This is a genomic window from Sulfurisphaera javensis, assembly GCF_041154675.1.
Taxonomy (GTDB): Archaea; Thermoproteota; Thermoprotei_A; order Sulfolobales; family Sulfolobaceae; genus Sulfurisphaera; species Sulfurisphaera javensis.
The window spans coordinates 1,524,189-1,541,293 of record NZ_AP031322.1; the positions used below are offsets into that span (position 1 = coordinate 1,524,189).

General features: G+C 31.1%; 19 protein-coding genes. 11 read left to right on the top strand and 8 right to left on the bottom strand.

Going from position 1 to position 17,105, the window contains the following annotated elements:
- Positions 1–82: 82 nt before the first annotated feature.
- From ACAM25_RS08525 to ACAM25_RS08535, 3 genes are all read left to right on the top strand, one after another.
- Positions 83–1,468 carry a TldD/PmbA family protein gene (locus tag ACAM25_RS08525; protein ID WP_369609309.1) on the top strand — a complete coding sequence of 462 codons (1,386 nt, stop codon included), beginning with the start codon at positions 83–85 and terminating at the stop codon, positions 1,466–1,468.
- Positions 1,461–2,717 carry a metallopeptidase TldD-related protein gene (locus ACAM25_RS08530; RefSeq protein ID WP_369609310.1) on the top strand — a complete coding sequence of 419 codons (1,257 nt, stop codon included), beginning with the start codon at positions 1,461–1,463 and terminating at the stop codon, positions 2,715–2,717. The genes ACAM25_RS08525 and ACAM25_RS08530 overlap by 8 nt, the downstream gene beginning before the upstream one ends.
- Positions 2,718–2,784: 67 nt before the next feature.
- Positions 2,785–4,194 (top strand): MFS transporter, encoded by a 1,410-nt coding sequence (locus ACAM25_RS08535; protein WP_369609311.1) that lies wholly within the window; start codon positions 2,785–2,787, stop codon positions 4,192–4,194.
- Between the two features lie 5 nt (positions 4,195–4,199).
- On the opposite strand, the gene ACAM25_RS08540 is transcribed toward ACAM25_RS08535, so the two are convergent.
- The 5 genes from ACAM25_RS08540 to ACAM25_RS08560 all read right to left on the bottom strand — a co-directional run bounded on the left by ACAM25_RS08540 (position 4,200) and on the right by ACAM25_RS08560 (position 8,282).
- Positions 4,200–5,177: a hypothetical protein gene (locus tag ACAM25_RS08540; protein WP_369609312.1), complete on the bottom strand. Its 978-nt coding sequence runs from the start codon at positions 5,175–5,177 to the stop codon at positions 4,200–4,202.
- A gap of 22 nt (positions 5,178–5,199) precedes the next feature.
- Positions 5,200–5,889 carry a glycerophosphodiester phosphodiesterase gene (locus tag ACAM25_RS08545; protein WP_369609313.1) on the bottom strand — a complete coding sequence of 230 codons (690 nt, stop codon included), beginning with the start codon at positions 5,887–5,889 and terminating at the stop codon, positions 5,200–5,202.
- 794 nt (positions 5,890–6,683) lie between these two features.
- Positions 6,684–7,316 (bottom strand): maleate cis-trans isomerase, encoded by a 633-nt coding sequence (locus tag ACAM25_RS08550; protein WP_369609314.1) that lies wholly within the window; start codon positions 7,314–7,316, stop codon positions 6,684–6,686.
- Between the two features lie 16 nt (positions 7,317–7,332).
- Complete coding sequence (locus ACAM25_RS08555; protein WP_369609315.1) at positions 7,333–7,911, bottom strand: alpha/beta hydrolase family protein; 579 nt, start codon at positions 7,909–7,911, stop codon at positions 7,333–7,335.
- Positions 7,911–8,282 (bottom strand): thioesterase family protein, encoded by a 372-nt coding sequence (locus ACAM25_RS08560; protein ID WP_369609316.1) that lies wholly within the window; start codon positions 8,280–8,282, stop codon positions 7,911–7,913. The genes ACAM25_RS08555 and ACAM25_RS08560 overlap by 1 nt, the downstream gene beginning before the upstream one ends.
- Positions 8,283–8,377: 95 nt before the next feature.
- Here ACAM25_RS08560 and ACAM25_RS08565 point away from each other — a divergent pair, with 95 nt between their 5' ends.
- The 5 genes from ACAM25_RS08565 to ACAM25_RS08585 all read left to right on the top strand — a co-directional run bounded on the left by ACAM25_RS08565 (position 8,378) and on the right by ACAM25_RS08585 (position 12,829).
- The gene (locus ACAM25_RS08565; RefSeq protein ID WP_369609317.1) at positions 8,378–9,073 is read left to right on the top strand and encodes a DUF3834 domain-containing protein; all 696 of its coding nucleotides are present in this window, start codon (positions 8,378–8,380) and stop codon (positions 9,071–9,073) included.
- Complete coding sequence (locus tag ACAM25_RS08570; RefSeq protein ID WP_369609318.1) at positions 9,060–9,845, top strand: MBL fold metallo-hydrolase; 786 nt, start codon at positions 9,060–9,062, stop codon at positions 9,843–9,845. The genes ACAM25_RS08565 and ACAM25_RS08570 overlap by 14 nt, the downstream gene beginning before the upstream one ends.
- 108 nt (positions 9,846–9,953) lie before the next feature.
- Positions 9,954–11,525 (top strand): cbb3-type cytochrome c oxidase subunit I, encoded by a 1,572-nt coding sequence (locus ACAM25_RS08575; protein WP_369609319.1) that lies wholly within the window; start codon positions 9,954–9,956, stop codon positions 11,523–11,525.
- A gap of 131 nt (positions 11,526–11,656) precedes the next feature.
- The gene (locus ACAM25_RS08580; RefSeq protein WP_369609320.1) at positions 11,657–12,499 is read left to right on the top strand and encodes a hypothetical protein; all 843 of its coding nucleotides are present in this window, start codon (positions 11,657–11,659) and stop codon (positions 12,497–12,499) included.
- 27 nt (positions 12,500–12,526) lie between these two features.
- On the top strand, positions 12,527–12,829 hold the full coding sequence (locus tag ACAM25_RS08585) for a hypothetical protein (protein WP_369609321.1): 303 nt from the start codon (positions 12,527–12,529) through the stop codon (positions 12,827–12,829).
- Here the strand turns inward: ACAM25_RS08585 and ACAM25_RS08590 are convergent.
- The 3 genes from ACAM25_RS08590 to ACAM25_RS08600 form a co-directional block, all read right to left on the bottom strand.
- On the bottom strand, positions 12,826–13,389 hold the full coding sequence (locus tag ACAM25_RS08590; protein WP_369609322.1) for a carbonic anhydrase: 564 nt from the start codon (positions 13,387–13,389) through the stop codon (positions 12,826–12,828). The genes ACAM25_RS08585 and ACAM25_RS08590 overlap by 4 nt on opposite strands.
- Positions 13,390–13,578: 189 nt before the next feature.
- The gene (locus tag ACAM25_RS08595; RefSeq protein ID WP_369611646.1) at positions 13,579–13,857 is read right to left on the bottom strand and encodes a DUF4898 domain-containing protein; all 279 of its coding nucleotides are present in this window, start codon (positions 13,855–13,857) and stop codon (positions 13,579–13,581) included.
- 159 nt (positions 13,858–14,016) lie between these two features.
- Positions 14,017–14,313, bottom strand: a complete 297-nt coding sequence (locus tag ACAM25_RS08600; protein WP_369609323.1) for a DUF4898 domain-containing protein — start codon at positions 14,311–14,313, stop codon at positions 14,017–14,019.
- A gap of 69 nt (positions 14,314–14,382) precedes the next feature.
- On the opposite strand from ACAM25_RS08600, the gene ACAM25_RS08605 reads away from it, so the two are divergent.
- From ACAM25_RS08605 to ACAM25_RS08615, 3 genes are all read left to right on the top strand, one after another.
- Complete coding sequence (locus ACAM25_RS08605; protein WP_369609324.1) at positions 14,383–15,492, top strand: RsmB/NOP family class I SAM-dependent RNA methyltransferase; 1,110 nt, start codon at positions 14,383–14,385, stop codon at positions 15,490–15,492.
- Between the two features lie 9 nt (positions 15,493–15,501).
- Complete coding sequence (locus ACAM25_RS08610) at positions 15,502–16,116, top strand: TenA family protein (protein WP_369609325.1); 615 nt, start codon at positions 15,502–15,504, stop codon at positions 16,114–16,116.
- 628 nt (positions 16,117–16,744) lie between these two features.
- Positions 16,745–17,089 (top strand): DUF488 domain-containing protein, encoded by a 345-nt coding sequence (locus ACAM25_RS08615; RefSeq protein WP_369609326.1) that lies wholly within the window; start codon positions 16,745–16,747, stop codon positions 17,087–17,089.
- The last annotated feature ends 16 nt before the right edge of the window (positions 17,090–17,105 follow it).

Here is a 17,105-nt window from a genome sequence, read left to right on the forward strand (position 1 = left end):
TCCAAACAATGTTAATGATTATAATGATAAATTCACTGGCATAATTAAACAAGTTTATTTAATCCTATAACAATTTCACTTTATGGAACTTTCACAAATACTCAAGCGATTTAATGATTTTAAATATGTTGAAACTAGGAAGCATTCTATATCAAGAACGGAGTTTTACATTATAAACGGAGAGCCTGCTGGTATTGAAAATTTAGAGATTTCTGGTTATAGTGTTAGAGCTTATAAAGAGAATGAAATGTACTTCACTTCAGCATCTAATCCAGAGGAACTTTCACCCTTATCATTTTCTGCAAAGGAGTGGGAAAAGGGGTATTCATCAGATTCAAGAACTAATGGAGAATATTCAGCTTACGAAGTGGAAAAAATAGAAAACTTATCGATACAAGATAAGCTAAATTTACTAGCAGAAATCTCTAAAAATCTTCTTTCGCTTAAAATTAACTCTAAAATTATATCCCTTAATGCTTTTTATTCTGAGTCTGTAGAAGAGAAAGAGATATTATTTGAAGATGGAACTGAGGTTAAAGGTAGAGTGCCTAGAATATATGTCTCTTTTTCAGTAACTTTGAAAGGCGAAAAAGCTAGTTCCACTTTTTATGAAGAGTTTGGTGGAGGTGGTGGGTTAGAATTACTTAAGTTATGGAACTTAGAGAAAACTCTTGAAGAAAAGATAAGGTCAGTTGATGAAGTATTAAATAAAGGTAAATCTCCAACCCAAGGCAAAAAAGATGTTATAATGAGTAATTTGCTTTCTGGAATCATGGCCCATGAATCTGTAGGGCATCCTTTTGAGGCAGATAGAATTTTAGGAAGAGAATCTGCACAAGCTGGTTTAAGTTATTTAGTTGGTAGAAAAATTGGAGAAAAAATTGGATCTGATGTTGTAAATTTAGTAGACGATCCTACATTAGAAAACAGTGCAGGGTTTTACTTGATAGATGATGAAGGGATTAAAGCTAGAGAAAAATTCCTTATAAAGAATGGAGTTATAAATGAACTTTTGCAAGACCGTTTTTCAGCTTACAAATTCGGAACTTTAAGTAACGGTTCGGCAAGAGCTTCTAGGTTTGATAGGGAGCCGTTAGTTAGAATGTCAAATACTTTCTTCTTACCTGGAAATTATACATTTGATGAACTTTTGGAAGATGTTAAAGACGGAGTTTACTTAAAATCTTATATGGAATGGAATATTGACGATTTAAGGATTGGACAAAGATATGTAGGTCTAGAGGCGTATGAGATTAAAAATGGTGAAATTGGTGAACCACTTCTTTTCCCAATAATTGAAGGAACAACTTTTGATTTTCTATCCTCAATAGATGCTGTTGACAATACTTTGAAATTCTATTATGGAACTTGTGGTAAAGGTGACCCAGATCAAGGTATTCCAGTTTGGATGGGAGGACCAAATATGAGGATAAGAAATGTATCAATAAAGGTGAGAGGAAATGAATGAAGATCTTCAAAAGATATTAGATAATTTAAAAGAACATGAAGAAGTCGCTGTAGGAAAATTTAGAGTAAGAAGATTGTTAATAAAATTCGTATATAGTGAGATCGTTGAAGTGCAAAGATTGATCGAAGAGAACATAGGAATATTAGTAAGGAAAGGAAGCAAGTTTGTTGTCTTATTCTTTACTGGAAAAGTCGATGTAAATAAAATTAAGGAAACTTTTAATGTTGTTAAGGAATCATCAATTTATCCCATTATTAGCGATAACGATAGGGAGATAAAATCAATTTCTTCCTCTCCATTGAAAGATGTCATAGAGAAAGGAGAAATATCTACAGTAACAAATGAGATTTATTCTTCAGAATATCCTATCTCTGGGATAATCAGCGTAAATGAGAACACTATCTCTTTAGTTACCTCTAAAGGCTTTAATGGACTAACCGTAACTTATTCTGCTGATGGTTATGTAAGAGCATTTAACAAAAATTATAGTGGGCAATGGGCATTTTATTCTGACTCTTTATCTCCATTAAAAGAAAGTATAAAGCAAGCTAATATTTTAGCTTCTATAGATGGTGAGGTAAAAATAAGTGATGGAAAGTATAACGTTGTATTATCTCCTTTGGTTGTAGGTAATTTAATGAGTGATTTCGCTTACTTTTCTTCAGCATTTAGTGTTTTTACTGGTTCATCCTTTTTATATAATGTAAAAGTTGGTGATAAAGTTGCTAATGAAAAAGTCAGCATTTATGATGTCCCAAGAAAGTTAAATGCTAGGGAATTTGATGACGAGGCAACCTTTACATATGATAAGCCAATTGTAGAAAATGGAGAGTTTAAGACATTACTTTACAATAACGAAATGGCTAAAATGATGAATGCTAAAACTACTGGCAATGCTGGAATTATAAATCCAGTATCTTTTGGAATTGAAGTTAAGAACGGCGATATATCTTTTGAATCATTACTATCTGGTAATGTTATCTTCATAAATAACAATTGGTATACTAGGTACCAGAATTACTTAGAGGGAGCATTTTCTACAGTATGTAGGGATGCTGTTATTGTATATAAAGATGGTAAACCAATAGGAAACGCTGGCAGAATAAGAATTTCCGATTATTTACCTAGGATTCTGAAAAATGTGGAAGAGGTATCTAAAGAGAGCTTTTCAGTAAAATGGTGGGATTCTCCTTTACCAACAATTGCTCCCTATATCTTTGTTAAAGATGTTAATATAACTAAGGCATGAGTTATATTGTATTTTTTTAATTATTCATATCCGAAATACTTATTAAATTTTGCTGAGAGACTATTTTATGGATAAAAGGAATCTAGTTCTATCAATTGTAGTCCTTGGAACTATGATGGCTGCTGTCGATAGCACAATAGTTATATTAGCTTTGCCAGTTATTGTGCAAGATTTACACACTGATTTCTTTACAGCTATCTGGATAATAATTCTTTACATCTTCGTTGTTCTTGTGTTAACTACTCAATTAGGTAGACTAGGAGATAGAGTTGGGAGAGATAAAGTGTATAACTGGGGATTTGTTGTTTTCACAATTGGTTCGGCATTATGTGGTGCTTCTCCTTCAATAGGATCATTAATAGCATTTAGAGGTTTACAGTCTTTAGGAGGAGCCATGATGCAGTCTACTGGTGGAGCAGTAATTGCAGATACTTTTCCACCAAATCAAAGGGGTAAAGCTTATGGTTATACTTCAATTGGTTGGAATGTTGGTGCAATATTGGGAATAATTTTGGGAGGTATAATAACAACGTTCATCGGCTGGAGATATATATTTTACATTAATGTACCTATCGGAATTATAGCATCAATACTTAGTTTTAGATACATAAAATCCACACAAACCATAAAGCAACAGTTTGATATAGTAGGTACAATATTACTAACAATATCGCTTTCTCTTATAAGTTATGGTGCAGCGGATATAGCTGGAGAAGGATTAGTACTGAAGAACGAGATATTAATAATTTTAGGTCTAATAGTATTTGTTAGTTTTATATTTAGTGAGAGAAAAGCCAAAAATCCAATTATTGACTTTACAATATTTCAAAATAGAGTTTTAACATATTCGTTATTTGCATCATTCTTTCAAAGTCTAGGTTATTTGTCAGTTGCATTTATTATAATAATGTATCTTCAAGGAGTTAGAGGATTAAGTCCATTTGAAGCATCATTATTGTTAGTTCCAGGTTATGTAATAGCTAGTATGATAGCCCCTTTTACTGGAAGACTTTCAGATAAAATAGGTGCAAGAATACCAGCTACTTTAGGAATGGCTTTTATGCTTTTAGCAATCTTTGTTTACATAACTATTGCTACTGGAGTAAACACACCATTAGTTAATATAATAATAGCAAGTGTAATAGGAGGAATCGGTTCATCTTTATTTTATCCAGCTAACAATAGTGCAATTATGGCAAATGCAAGAAAAGGAATTTATGGGGGAGTTTCTGGGTTACAAAGGACATTAGCTAATATGGGCTTACTTTTAAGTTATGTTATAGCTATAGCTATATCTTCCTTAACTGTTCCAAGATATGTAGCATTTGAAGTCTTTTTAGGTACTTATAATGGTAAAATACCCGCTCAGTTTATTTCTGGTATCCATTCTGCTCTTTTACTGGGATCATTTATATTAGCAATAGGTTTAGTGCTTTCAGCGTTAAGAGGAAAAGAAGTAAGGAGTGAAGTTAGCTAATCTTCTTACCCATTTCTAAACATATAAGTCTTTACCTTATCTCCCTCAAGAACTAGATAAAGAGAGTGAAGAATACCTTCACTATATTCACTTCCAGGGTTAAATACCATTGTTCTTCCTATCTTATCAAATCCTCTCGATTCATGGATATGGCCATGAAGACCTACTAAAGGTTGAAACTCCTCAATTATTTTTCTCACACTAACTGATCCTACATGAGTAAATACTATTTCTCCTCCTTTTACAACTGGTTTAAGGTTTTCATCCAATAACGGTGCATTATCTAAATGGGTATTGTATGGAGGTGCATGAAGGTTATAAATAGCCTTACTTTGATCTTGAACCTTACTGGCTATTTCTCTTAAATTCTTATATAAGGTATCTTCGTCTTGTTCTCTAGGAGTATGCCATGGTGTTGGATTAACATAACCATAAGATATCATTTCATGATCACCTATTATAATAATTTCTCCTTCTGCCTTATGCATAATATTGCTTTCAGCAATAACGTCAAATAAAAATTCTGGGTCATCGTTTCCTAAATTTACATATATTGGTACTTTATAATCTTTCAATTTCTCTTCAGCTATTTTTATCCATCCTCTAACTACATCACTCATAGCTTGCCTAAACTTCTCATCAACTTTCTTTTTATCGTTTTGCATTTCTTCAAATTCTTTAGGGTCAACAATCACATAGTAATTTCCGTGATTTCTAATATCTTCAATAACCTTTTGTAATCCTTCTCGTCCAAACTCCTGATTTTCCAGCCTATATCTTCCATTTCCTAAGTCAACTATTGCATAAAGTGCTTTTCCAGCTAAATCTCCTCCTATTATGAAAGCGTCTACCTTAAATTGTAATCCAGCGTTTAAGAATTTCCTAAAAACTATATCAGAACCGTGTAAGTCACTCGTGTATAGTATTTTTATCATTTGTTTCTTATCAACTTGAGGTTCTGATTTTCTTCTAAATAGCCCCACTGGTTAAACTTTATTTCTGTGTTTAAATAGTTAATCCCTTCTTATTCACCATCTTCAGTTGTCTCATAATATCTGGTTTGTCAGTCGCAACTGCATCTACGTTATAGTAAACCATTTTTTCTAAGATACTAACATCATTTACCACCCAAGGTATCACGAAGAATTTATTTCTCTTTAATTCATTAGCATGAACTCTATTTAATAAGTTGTATCTAGGTAACATAGCGTAAGCTTTCAAACTTTTTGCTAACTGAATTGGATAAGGCGATGAAGAGTAAATTAAACCTATCTTTTTACCTCCATATTCTAGGACTTTCTTTAAAGAATCGTAATTGAAAGAAATGAAAATAACTGAATCAAGAAGATTAAAACTTTTCACCTCATTTACTATTTGGTCCTCATATCCAGCCTCTTTTATCTCTAATAAGAAAAGTTTTGCCTTAATCTCACTTAAAACTTCTGAGAGTAATGGTATTTTTTCTCCTTGGGAATCTAACTTTTTTAACTCCTCAAGTGTCATTTCACTAACTTTTCCTTTACCATTTGTTGTCCTATCTACTGTTTCATCATGAATAACTACAATCTTTCCATCTTTACTTCTTCTTAGGTCCATTTCTACTCCTTCACATCCCATTTCTATTGCTTTTTTGAATGCTTTTATTGTATTTTCTGGTTCATACGCTGAGGCTCCTCTATGACCAATACAAATCATAATGAAAAGTAATAAAGTTAAAATTTAATCTCTTCTCCCATTATTCTATGGACAAAAAGTTACTGAAATTTCTTTCCACTACTGAGGGAACTTTGAGTATAATAAAGAAAGCACCTCCTTCAGATGATAAATTTCGAAAATTAATAAAGAAAGTAATTCTTGATGAAGCTAAGTTGCTAAAGAATGTTCTTTTAGGGGAAGATATGATAAAAGCCATGAAATTTGGATATAAAAATGCGGTTCTAGGCTTTCTCCATTCAGCTGAAGAAAATAATAGATTTTTAATAGAGAGGGCCTCTCTTTCAACCTTCATAACTCATACTACTGATGCTTATTATAATGCATTAAAAAACATGGATTGGCATAAACTAGTTGATGAAGGTTTTATTATAAGATCTGGCGGTGAAGCTTTAACGAAAATTAGGAAATATTCTGGATTGAGAGAAGTAAATGGCATTACTATATTTTTAGCTGGAAGACCAGTGTGTGAAAAACACTTAAAATGGGAAGATTATTCAATGTCAATTCATGAAATCTTTTCAGAGTTAGGAATGAAGAAAGTAAAAAAGGATATAAAATGCAAATATTGTAAAAATGATGCAAAATATTTTACTTTAGCAATGCCTAAAGCTAGTGCATTAATAGCTTTAGCTTGCGAAACAGTTAACAAAAAATCAAACAGATTGTTAAAAATTTACGCAAATCTTTCGAGGATTCTTCATCCTTACGGTTTTACAGATATCGAAAAAGACGTTGTTTTCACCATATGGGCTAGAGACTTATTAATGATCCTTTCAGAAATCAATGAGCTTCTTTTCCCTTGCAACTTCAAAAAGGGAAGAGGAAGCAGTAACAACAGGAAGTCTGCCCTCCAATTCCTTAAGGATTGGAAGAGTAGAAAGAATAGTACAGGCAATATAGATAGCATCAGCTGAGGATTGATGAGCTATTTTACTTGCCTCAATTAATAATTCGTGGGGAGTTGAAGCAATAGCCTCTCCCCCAGTTCTTCCTAAACTTATAGAACCAACAATATCAAATCCCCAATCCCTTAACCATTTAATTTCATATTCATGTCTTCTTTGATTATAAGGTGTTATTACATAAAGTTTCTTTGCATTTAACTCTCTAAGTCTAGTTATTATAGTTTCTGTTGCAATTAAAACAGGTTTTGAAAAGAACTTCTTCATTCTCTCCATTCCAGGCCTATAAAATACTCCATAGGACCTAGCGTAAAATATAACATCTCCTTGTTCTATTTGTTTCTTTATTTTTTCAAGCTCTTTAAACATCCTATCAAGTTCATCCTTTCTTATCCCATGCCCTGGGTAATATTTCATTGTAAAAACTCTGAATTTCCCTGGGTAAAGCTCATTAACGTCCCTTGGAAGAGTAGGATTCTCCTCTGATACTATTAAGGAAATCATAAAAGGAAAAAGAAATCTAACTCTTTAATCTCTTTCTTATCCAATTTTCAATAATTTCCCATATTTTTGAGTACTGCTGGCCTAAGGGAGTGTGCTTCATTCCAGGAATTATATGAAGCTCACAATTTCCACCGTGCTTTTTTATTTCCTCACACATTACAATAGAATGCTCTTTTAAGACAATTTCATCATTTTCTCCATGAATTAAAAGAACGTCCTTAAGTTTATCAGCATATTTTAATGGAGCATAATCAAACTCATATTCTGGTAGTTTACTAATGTCTTGATATATTCTATTTTGTACAGTCCCTGGAGGAAATTTAGATAAATATTCTCTTTGTTTTCTTCTATCAGAAGGTGCAGATACAGCAATTACACAAGTACCTTTTAATGCACCAGCTATTAATGCAATAGTGCCTCCTCTTGAATGACCAGCTATGCAATCAAAATCGTATTGCAAAGCCTTTTCTATTCCTTCCTTAACTTCAATTTCAAATTCTGGTACAATAACTTCTCCAAATGATCTTAAAGGCTTAGCTAACCATTCTACTTTTTCTGGTGAAGATCCTTTACCATGAAGAACTAAGCTTTTCATTATTCAACCCTCTTCATGAATTCAGACTCATCAACAATAACTCTTTCATGTATTCCTTCTCCAATCTTTTTATCTTTATAATAAGCCTCGACCTTGAACTTAAGTCTCTTTCCGTTAACTTCTATTAATGTTGACTTCACTTTAACTTCTGAACCTATTGGAGCTGGGGCTAAATGTTTAACGTCTACATGATAACCTACAGTAGTTTTTCCTTTTTCTAAATATCTTTGAACTAAAGTAAATGACACATCTTCCATGAAGGCAATCATCATTGGAGTTGATAAAACGTTTACAGCACCACTGGAAACTGCTGAAGCAGAATGTTCTGGCTTTACTATGAAAGTTTTTTCTAAGGATTCTCCGACTTTCACAGTAGATATTAAAAATTAAAGTATAATGAGTTTTACTAAAACGTTTGGCATTCTTTAAGCAAATTGTATTTAAATAGTTAATGAGAATATATTTTATGCTTGTAACAGCACCCTTTGCTGGACCAGTATCTTTTCCTCTTTTAGTTGCAAAAGTATTCGGAAAGACTGATTTTGAGTTAAAGAATAGTTGTGAGACAAATGAAATAGGAGACGTTGTTTTAGATTCAGTAACTAACGTTGCAAAGTTAAGGTTAAAAGGTTACAAAATTGTTGCTGGAGTTTATGTTAGAATGTATTCTCTATTAGGAAATAAAAACTCTGAAGTAATTTATACAATAAGGCAAGGAACTTTAGCTGATTATAATTCTAGGCTTTATGCGAAACTCACTAACAAAAAAGAAGTTGTAAATACTTCTCCAGAAGAAGCTGTAAGAAAAGCAAAAAACGAAGGAAAATTAGCTTTGGTTGGAATAGAAGTAGAATTAGGTGAAATTTTTGAAGATGAAATGAAAAAGATGAATTATCTAGTTCCACAGTGTGTAATTTACTCTAAAGTTAACGCAAGTAATGTTCTTAAAGCATATGAAGAAGGAATAAAAATTATGAGAGATAAACCAGAGGAATCAGCAATGATAATATCTTCAGCAAGTAAATATTATTCTTTAGAAGTTATGAGAAGAATAATAAATATTTACAATCATCAATTAACTACTAATAAAGATGATTTAAAGAGAAGTCTAGAACTATACAGCCTAGTCAAACCGGAAGTGAAAGAGCTTGAAATTAACTAAAACAGTTGAAGTCATCCCCGGAAGTCCTAATACTCTAATTTATGATAATAGGGTTGTAATTGATTTAGGTGGTAAAAATTCAAATTTAGATATAAATGCTGAAGTACAACTTGCTACTCATGGGCACAGTGATCACATAGCTGGATTATTAAAGAAAGCTAAAGTAAAATATTTACCTAAGGAAGACTATTGGGCTTTAACTTTAATGGGAAGAAGATCAATGATTTATGGTTTCAGTTCTAGAGATAATCAATATTTTACGTTTGATTTCATTAAAGAGGATTTAAAAGATGATTTTACAGATACTGAAGTTGAAAAAATTAAATTACCGGGTCATACTCCTGGTCATACAATTTATATAATTGATAACGTTTTGTATGCAGGAGATGCATTTTTTGGACAAAAAGTTTTAGAAAATTTTGGAATTCCATTTTATACAGACTTTTGGGAATCTCTTAATTCTCTTTATAAACTCAAAGAATTAATAAAGGGAGTTGATTACGTTGTAATTGCTCATGGTCCCATTTATACAAACAAGAAAAAAATGGAAGAATTACTTGATTTTAACATATCATTCAATGAGAAATTAATTCAAAAAGTTAAGGATATGATAACTGGAAACGAAATGACTGCAGAGGAAGTTACGTATAAACTATCTGGTAATAAGGATGTTGCAAATATACTATTAAACTCTATAACTATTAAATCAATATTATTTCAAGTTGCTAAAAACATAAGGGTTACTGAAAAAGGGATAACTTTCTCTTTGTGATTTTTGAAAAAATATTCATTTCATAAATTTTGAAAATACGTAAAATGAATAATTTCGCCAAAAACTTCATAATTCAAATTTTTAAAAGAGCAATTGAACCATGTTCATATGAATGGATTAACTAAATTTATCGTTTCGATATTCCAATTAGACAAAGACTGGGTAACTAGAATAGTAATGGCAATGATTGTAATGAGCCTAATATGGGGTATGCTGGGCGTTATTGACGCTCTAATGGTAAGGATTCAAGAGGCCTCATGGGGATTAATGCAGGCATTACCATTTACTCCACAAGAGTACTATGCGTCAATAACCTTACATGGAATGAGAGACTTATTTGGATTTGCACAGCAATTAGAATTTGCTATATTTACATACTTTACTTTTAAGATGTTAAACTTACAACCAAGAGCAAAATGGATTTACAACTTAGCTTTCGTTTTATTTAACATTGCCTTCATGCTAATAGAAGGACCAATATTGATTACAGCATCACAAGGCTTCGATAACTATTTTCCATCAGAGGGATGGTACTATTTATCACCACTAGGTGTTCCTGGATATTCACTTTATGTAGTTTCCCCATTATGGTTCTATGGTTGGATGCTAATTGATATTGCAACCTACATGCAGACTATATGGTTAATTTACCATTATTATTTAGCCAGTAAGACTATGAAAGAGAAACTTCCAATATTTTTAGTATTTACATTAATGGATATACTCTTATATGCCATTGGTTATTCTGGTGAAACTGTTGCTAATGTCTGGGATATTCTTGCTATATTTAAAGTTGTAGGACTTAATGTTATTGCGAATCAAATAGCTTTCGGAATATTATGGCACGCTGTAGTATATATGGCATGGATTCCTGCAGTTTCAGCAATGTATTTACTAATACCCATGTTGGCTAATAAACCATTATATAGTGATAAAATGGGTAGAGTTGCTGCTGTATTATACTTAGTTTTCTCTAATAATGTACCAATCCATCACCTATATATGGTTGATTTACCAATTGCAATAAAAGTATTGACTGAAATATTAACATATGGCGTAGTTTTACCTTCATTAATGACTTTCATGAATTTATGGGCAACAGCTAAGGGGGCTAATGTATCATGGAATATCTTAACAGCATTTACCGTGATGTCATTTACTGGTTCAATCTTTTCTGGTGTAACTGGAATCGCTAATGCTACTATAACGTTTGATGCTATAGTACATGAGACTATGTGGGTTGTTGGTCATTTTCACGGATTTATTCTCCTTTCCATAGTTCCAGCTGGTTTTGCTGTTCTATATTTGATGTTACCTATGATGACTGGAAGAGCATGGTATTCCACTAAGTTGATGTGGATTCATTTCTGGGGATATCTTATTGGTGCTTCAATGGTAGTGATAGGATTTGATGAATTAGGTTTAACTGGACTAATAAGAAAAGCTGAAATTTATCCATTAACTTCTACTTATCTTACTGGGGAACTAATGTCAGCTATAGGTGCAATAATTGCTGATTTAGCAACAGTAGCCTGGCTATTTAATGTTATACTTACATTAGTAAGAGGCAAAACTGAGGTAGTAACTAGTATAGAGGATTCTGCTCATATAATTATGGCTCAAACTGCAGTATCCAGATTTGAATTGGAAAGCAAATTAAAGAAGTTCATGAAAATCTGAAATTTAAGGAAAAGTTTTTATTTTTTATCTTTATTTTCTCTTTTTGTGCTGAAGTGCCGCGGATCTGATTTATGATGAAGGCTTGATTTTTCTGAGAAGTACTTTTTAAGTATTATTTCTAATATTTACATATGGCTGATATATACTTTGAAAAAAGTGATAACAAAGCAATAATCTTTACTGGCAATTATTATGCTATCTTTGAAGGAAATAAGGTTGTAGGTAAAATTGAGTTACAAGGCTTAAAAGTAGAGTTTGAAGGGAAAATAGATAAGATTCCAGATAATAAAGATGAGGCTAATGAAATAATAAAGTCATTATTTTATGATCAACCAAAGCAAGTTAAATATGGAGCAATAATTGAAGCTGAAAACGACAATGTTAAAATAAAGGCATGGGGAATAGCAATAAATGACGTTAGTTCTTTGTTTAACAAATTGTCTGAGTTAAAGCCCTTACCAATCGATACAACAAGACTTTCATTGCAATATGATATGCCTTTACATAAGGTAAGGAAAATATTAAAGGAAAATCCTTTGAATCTAGATAAAGAGGCTTACAAATTTACTATATCTAATTACGGAAATAAATTACCAAAAGTTGAAGAACAAGGAAATATAAAAGTGTTGCTTGACGTCACAGAGGAGGGAGGAATATTAATCTTGGTTTATAACGGAAAACAAATCTATAAAGCAAAAGTCAGTTTCTCAACCTTGTATAAATATATAGAAATGGATCCAAAAGATTTGATAGAAGAAGCAATTAATTTGCTGGAAGGCTTTGTAAACCTATTAGGCAAAGCTGGTGATAGTTATGTTTTACCGGGAATAGTGGAAGGAGTAAAGCAAGATGGTAAAATAATTATAAGAAGTCAGAATGAAGAAGCAGAGTTACCTGGAAAAAACTATGATGAATTAAAAGAGTTTATTCTTTCTCTTAGAAGAGAAGTGCAATCTATCATAAAAAATTATTAATAGCACGCTTTTATACTTTAACATAGTATGGATGTAAAAGTAATTCACGAGAAGATTAGATCATTGGTTGATAGTGTGGAAGAGGAGAAGCATGAACTTAGAGGAAAAACTAGAGATATTTATGTTATTCAAAGATACACCAGAGACAATAACGGGGAATTAGAAGAGATTTATATCTCATCTCCTCAAGTAAACATAAGTTTAGTTATTAATTCTAAAGGCCTTTCATCAGTCACTTATGTTAAAGACGGCAAAATTGAAGGAAAGAATTTGAACAATGAAGAAATAGAAAAAATTGTTGAAGAAATAGTTAAGCTTCTTTCTTCTTAAATTTGTTTACATGTATCTGATGAACAATCATAAACTTCTTTGAACCCTAGTTTCTCTTTTGCAATATAAATGTCAGCATTAACGTCATTAATGGAGTTTGATTGCAAAATATAAGCTCCTATTTCTTTTGGCCTAGCATTTGGAGGATAAAAGTAAACTTTTGCTATTTTATTCGGCCATTGTATCTTTTTTACGTCAATCAATTCTGTTTTAATATTCGGAGTTATTTGCTTTAACATTTCTTCATTTATCTTTGCATTTAATCTTTCCAATTCCTCCAAAGACTCAAATTTCTTATCCTTAAATTGGCTAATTAACTTTTCATCTACTTCTTGATTTACCTTATCACATTGCTTTATAACGTTATAAACTAATTTCATTGCTGCACAGTCAGTATGGGGTAAATAAATAATCTCATCTGGTTTAATTTCTTTTAATCTCTCTAAAAACTCCTTTACGTTAGCTCCCGCATTTCTGAAAATAAGTGTATCCTCATTAGCTCTCTTGTGTATTTCTTCAGTTAGTCTGTAGTCCATACAAGATATTATTACTTTTACCATGGGTAATCAGTTCATTTTATTACTAAAATTTTTTTGTTTTATTAAAATGTAATTAGTATATAAAAAGATGTTAGCGCATTGAATTATCAATTATCTTTTATTTTTTTGAAAATACAAATGTTTAAATAAATACACCTAATGTTTAGATTTTAATCTTGAATTAAATGAAAGACATATGGTGTTTTACTTTTAGCAAAAACATACTACGCAGGTGTTTTCATTTAATTGTGATGATAATAGTACATGAACTGTCTTGCCTTTCCTAGAAGCTAAATCCTTTAAAAGGTTAACAAGATATCCTCTTTGAGGAGAAATTATGACAACTATCTTATCGTTTTTCTTAAATAGATAATCAAAGAACTTTTCCTCATCCTTAATGACTATAAAATTCACAAACCTACAATCTTTACAATTGTAAAATTTTAGCAAATCATTGAGTGATGAATCTAAACTGTCAATGTAAACCATGACTTTCACTATAACTACTTAGATAGAAGTAATTTATAAAGATTTCCTTTCAATAAGAGAATTTTATATTAAATTATCAAATTAAATAACCTATATTTAGATAAAAACGTTTTAGTCAAACTAATTAAAGAAGATAAAATTTCAAATAACAAGATAATATTAACTTTTTCTGTAACAAATTATAAAGCTATTTTCATCTATTCTATCACTCAAGAAAATATGAAGAGGCACGTTTTTGCTTTTCGCTATTTTATTTGAATTTTCCATAATTACTTCTCTATCACTTCTTCCGGAAGAAATTACTAAAGTTACAATTTTCTTAGAAGATATAATAAATTCAAAAAATTTTGAGTAATCACTAACTAAGTTAAATTTATAGAGATAACACTCACTACATCCAAGAGTCTTAACCATATCTTTTATGTTCTCTTCTACATAATCAGCTAAGTTTATCATTACTCCACATAAGAATATTCGAAATTTACTTTTAAAAAGCCTTTAACGTAATAAAACGTGGTTTAATCAATGTCACACAACGAGAAAGTAAAAGTATTTACTTTAGCTATCAAACTGATAATCAAAAACAAAATACAGCCAGAGAAAGCCTTTGATATTTCCATGAAAAAACTAAAAATTAAAGATAACAGAGAAAAGCTTTTCACAGATTTTTTAAAAACATTAAAGAATTTCTATTATTATTCTGAAGTATACAATGATGAAGGATTAGAAGAAATTGTGAGTAAATCTTTAATTGATTCAGAAATTACTTTACCTACTTGGGTAAAGGAAAGATTATCATATCTCAAATTAAATGATTATTCAGCTCTATTTAATAGAACTGTTTGGATTAGAATAAATACGTTAAAAGCTGATGTGGAGGAGGTAATCAAATCAATGCATAAAAAAGGATTTAAATTAGAAAGAGATGAGTTTAATTTTCTTTATAGAGTTATCGAGGCACCTTTTAAAATTTCGAAGACAGAAGAATTTGAAGAAGGAAAAATTGTAATTCAAGATAAGGCCAGTGTTAAAGTAGTTCAAATCTTAGATCCTAAACCTTATGAGAAAATCCTTGAAGTCGGTAGTGCACCAGGGATGAAGACATCTCTCATTCAGCAACTAACTAGGAATAAAGCTTATGTTATAGCACTTGATGTCTCAGAGAAGAGGATTTCAATACAAAAAGAATTAATGAAAAAATTAGAAGTTGATAACGTTGATTTAGTATTAGCAGATGGAGAACATTTGCCAGTTAAAGAGGTGGACAAAATTCTAATAGATGCTCCTTGTAGCAATTCTGGTACTTTAAACGCAGATCCTAGTGTGTTTTTAAGATTAACAAAAAATGATATTATAAAACTTTCAAGAATCCAAAGGAAAATTTTGGAAGAAGCATCAAAGCTTAAGAAGCCAGTAGTTTACTCTACTTGTTCATTATTCCCAGAGGAAGGGGAAAAAGTGGTTGAGAAATACTCTCCCTATTTAGTGAAATTGACTGATGATTCTTCTCACTATGGTTATATAAGAAGTAAGGTTTGGCTAAGAGTGATGAGATTTTATCCTCATATTCATGGAACTGAAGGATTTTTCATTGCGAAGCTTGATTTTAGTAAAGATAATAAATCCTCTCTTTAAACTATTTTTATGCTTTCAGATTTCTTAAAAGAAAACTCCTCTTGGGAGGAATATGTTAATCATAAGTTTGTTAGAATGATGATTGATGGTACTTTGCCTCATGAGAATTTTAGATATTATCTTATACAAGATGCTAAGTATGTTGAGGAAATGTTAAGGGCATTATTTAGAGCTTCAGCTTTAGCCCCAATAGATAAGGCTATAAAGTTACTAAGCGTAATACTGACTACAAGAGACAAGGGACTAGAAACTAACAATTATCTTTATTCTAAACTTAACATAAATCAAGAGGAAATAAAGTCTGCAAAAATGAATGATATAAATTATTCATATACAAGGCATTTAAATTATTGGGCTGAAAGGAGTTGGGAATTATTTCTTGTAGCATGGACACCATGCATGTGGGGGTATTATGAAATTGGTAAAAAAGTAGTTCAAAGTAATGACGACCTATATAAGGCATGGGCCTCATTCTATTCTTCTGATGATTATAAACGAAGAGTTGATATTATTCTAGAGAATCTAAACTCAATAAGCGTAGATAAAGACTTGGCTTTAGAGATATTTAACAGAAGTGTCAAATACGAAATAGGATTTTGGGATTATGCTTTAAGTATGAAATAATAAGCTCATGATAACTCTTAAGAAATTCATGCTCTAATGGTTGTATGAAAATAAAACAACGGAATTGAGTGAAGTACATAAAGGAGTATACAGTATTCTTAGAGAGAAGTTCCAACTACCGTTCAGAGTAGGAGGAAGTCAGATATATGTCAGAAACAATAATCATCTCAAAGGAAGTGAAAAATGAACTTATCAATAAGACTCGAGCAAAAAGTTAGGGAGAGAAGTAGATTTTAACTACGTTATTGAACAATTAATTATAACATACTTGTTAAATGGAGAATTCATAGAAAAGAAAGAGGAAAAATTTAAGTGCTTGATCAGTTGTTCAGAAAAACGCCACAGATAAAGCATCGAAGACTTAAAAGAGAAATTGGGTTGAAAAAAGGAAGTATGTTCTCTGATAATTAAGTTGTTAATATGAAATGAAGAAGTAAAGAAAATTAAGTAATTTTTGAAGAAAATTGATATGACTTTTTTTTTAAATGAATCAAATATTATATTTACTTGACGAATTATAGCGTAGTTAATAAGAAGAGCTCGTATGAGTTTTTTATTGTAGTAAATTAACTATTTCCCTTAATCTTTTAGCTATCTTATTTTTATCTTTCCTAACAAAGAATTACATATGATAAAAGTAAAAAGAGTCTATGATAAACTAGAAAAGGATGACGGAATACGAATTCTGGTGGATAGATTATGGCCTAGAGGAGCAAAAAAAGATAATATTGATGTATGGTTAAAGGACATAGCTCCTAGTGATGAATTAAGAAAATGGTTTTCTCACGATCTTGCAAAATGGGAAGAATTTAAAAAGAAATATTTTGAAGAGTTGGATAAAAACCCTAAAGTAAAAATTTTAATTGAATTAATTTCAAGAAATCAATCTGTAACTTTACTTTATTCCTCTAAGGCTCCTTATAATAGCGCTGTGGCACTAAGGGAATATCTACAAAAGAAGTTAGGAATTTAAGTTGGTCTATCAAACT

Coding starts and splice junctions, on each gene's coding strand:
- ACAM25_RS08525 (WP_369609309.1), top strand. CDS start 83: ATGGAACTTTCACAAATACTCAAGCGATTTAATGATTTTAAATATGTT.
- ACAM25_RS08530 (WP_369609310.1), top strand. CDS start 1,461: ATGAATGAAGATCTTCAAAAGATATTAGATAATTTAAAAGAACATGAA.
- ACAM25_RS08535 (WP_369609311.1), top strand. CDS start 2,785: ATGGATAAAAGGAATCTAGTTCTATCAATTGTAGTCCTTGGAACTATG.
- ACAM25_RS08545 (WP_369609313.1), bottom strand. CDS start 5,889: ATGATTTGTATTGGTCATAGAGGAGCCTCAGCGTATGAACCAGAAAAT.
- ACAM25_RS08550 (WP_369609314.1), bottom strand. CDS start 7,316: ATGATTTCCTTAATAGTATCAGAGGAGAATCCTACTCTTCCAAGGGAC.
- ACAM25_RS08555 (WP_369609315.1), bottom strand. CDS start 7,911: ATGAAAAGCTTAGTTCTTCATGGTAAAGGATCTTCACCAGAAAAAGTA.
- ACAM25_RS08565 (WP_369609317.1), top strand. CDS start 8,378: ATGCTTGTAACAGCACCCTTTGCTGGACCAGTATCTTTTCCTCTTTTA.
- ACAM25_RS08575 (WP_369609319.1), top strand. CDS start 9,954: ATGAATGGATTAACTAAATTTATCGTTTCGATATTCCAATTAGACAAA.
- ACAM25_RS08580 (WP_369609320.1), top strand. CDS start 11,657: ATGGCTGATATATACTTTGAAAAAAGTGATAACAAAGCAATAATCTTT.
- ACAM25_RS08585 (WP_369609321.1), top strand. CDS start 12,527: ATGGATGTAAAAGTAATTCACGAGAAGATTAGATCATTGGTTGATAGT.
- ACAM25_RS08590 (WP_369609322.1), bottom strand. CDS start 13,389: ATGGTAAAAGTAATAATATCTTGTATGGACTACAGACTAACTGAAGAA.
- ACAM25_RS08595 (WP_369611646.1), bottom strand. CDS start 13,857: ATGGTTTACATTGACAGTTTAGATTCATCACTCAATGATTTGCTAAAA.
- ACAM25_RS08600 (WP_369609323.1), bottom strand. CDS start 14,313: ATGATAAACTTAGCTGATTATGTAGAAGAGAACATAAAAGATATGGTT.
- ACAM25_RS08605 (WP_369609324.1), top strand. CDS start 14,383: ATGTCACACAACGAGAAAGTAAAAGTATTTACTTTAGCTATCAAACTG.
- ACAM25_RS08610 (WP_369609325.1), top strand. CDS start 15,502: ATGCTTTCAGATTTCTTAAAAGAAAACTCCTCTTGGGAGGAATATGTT.
- ACAM25_RS08615 (WP_369609326.1), top strand. CDS start 16,745: ATGATAAAAGTAAAAAGAGTCTATGATAAACTAGAAAAGGATGACGGA.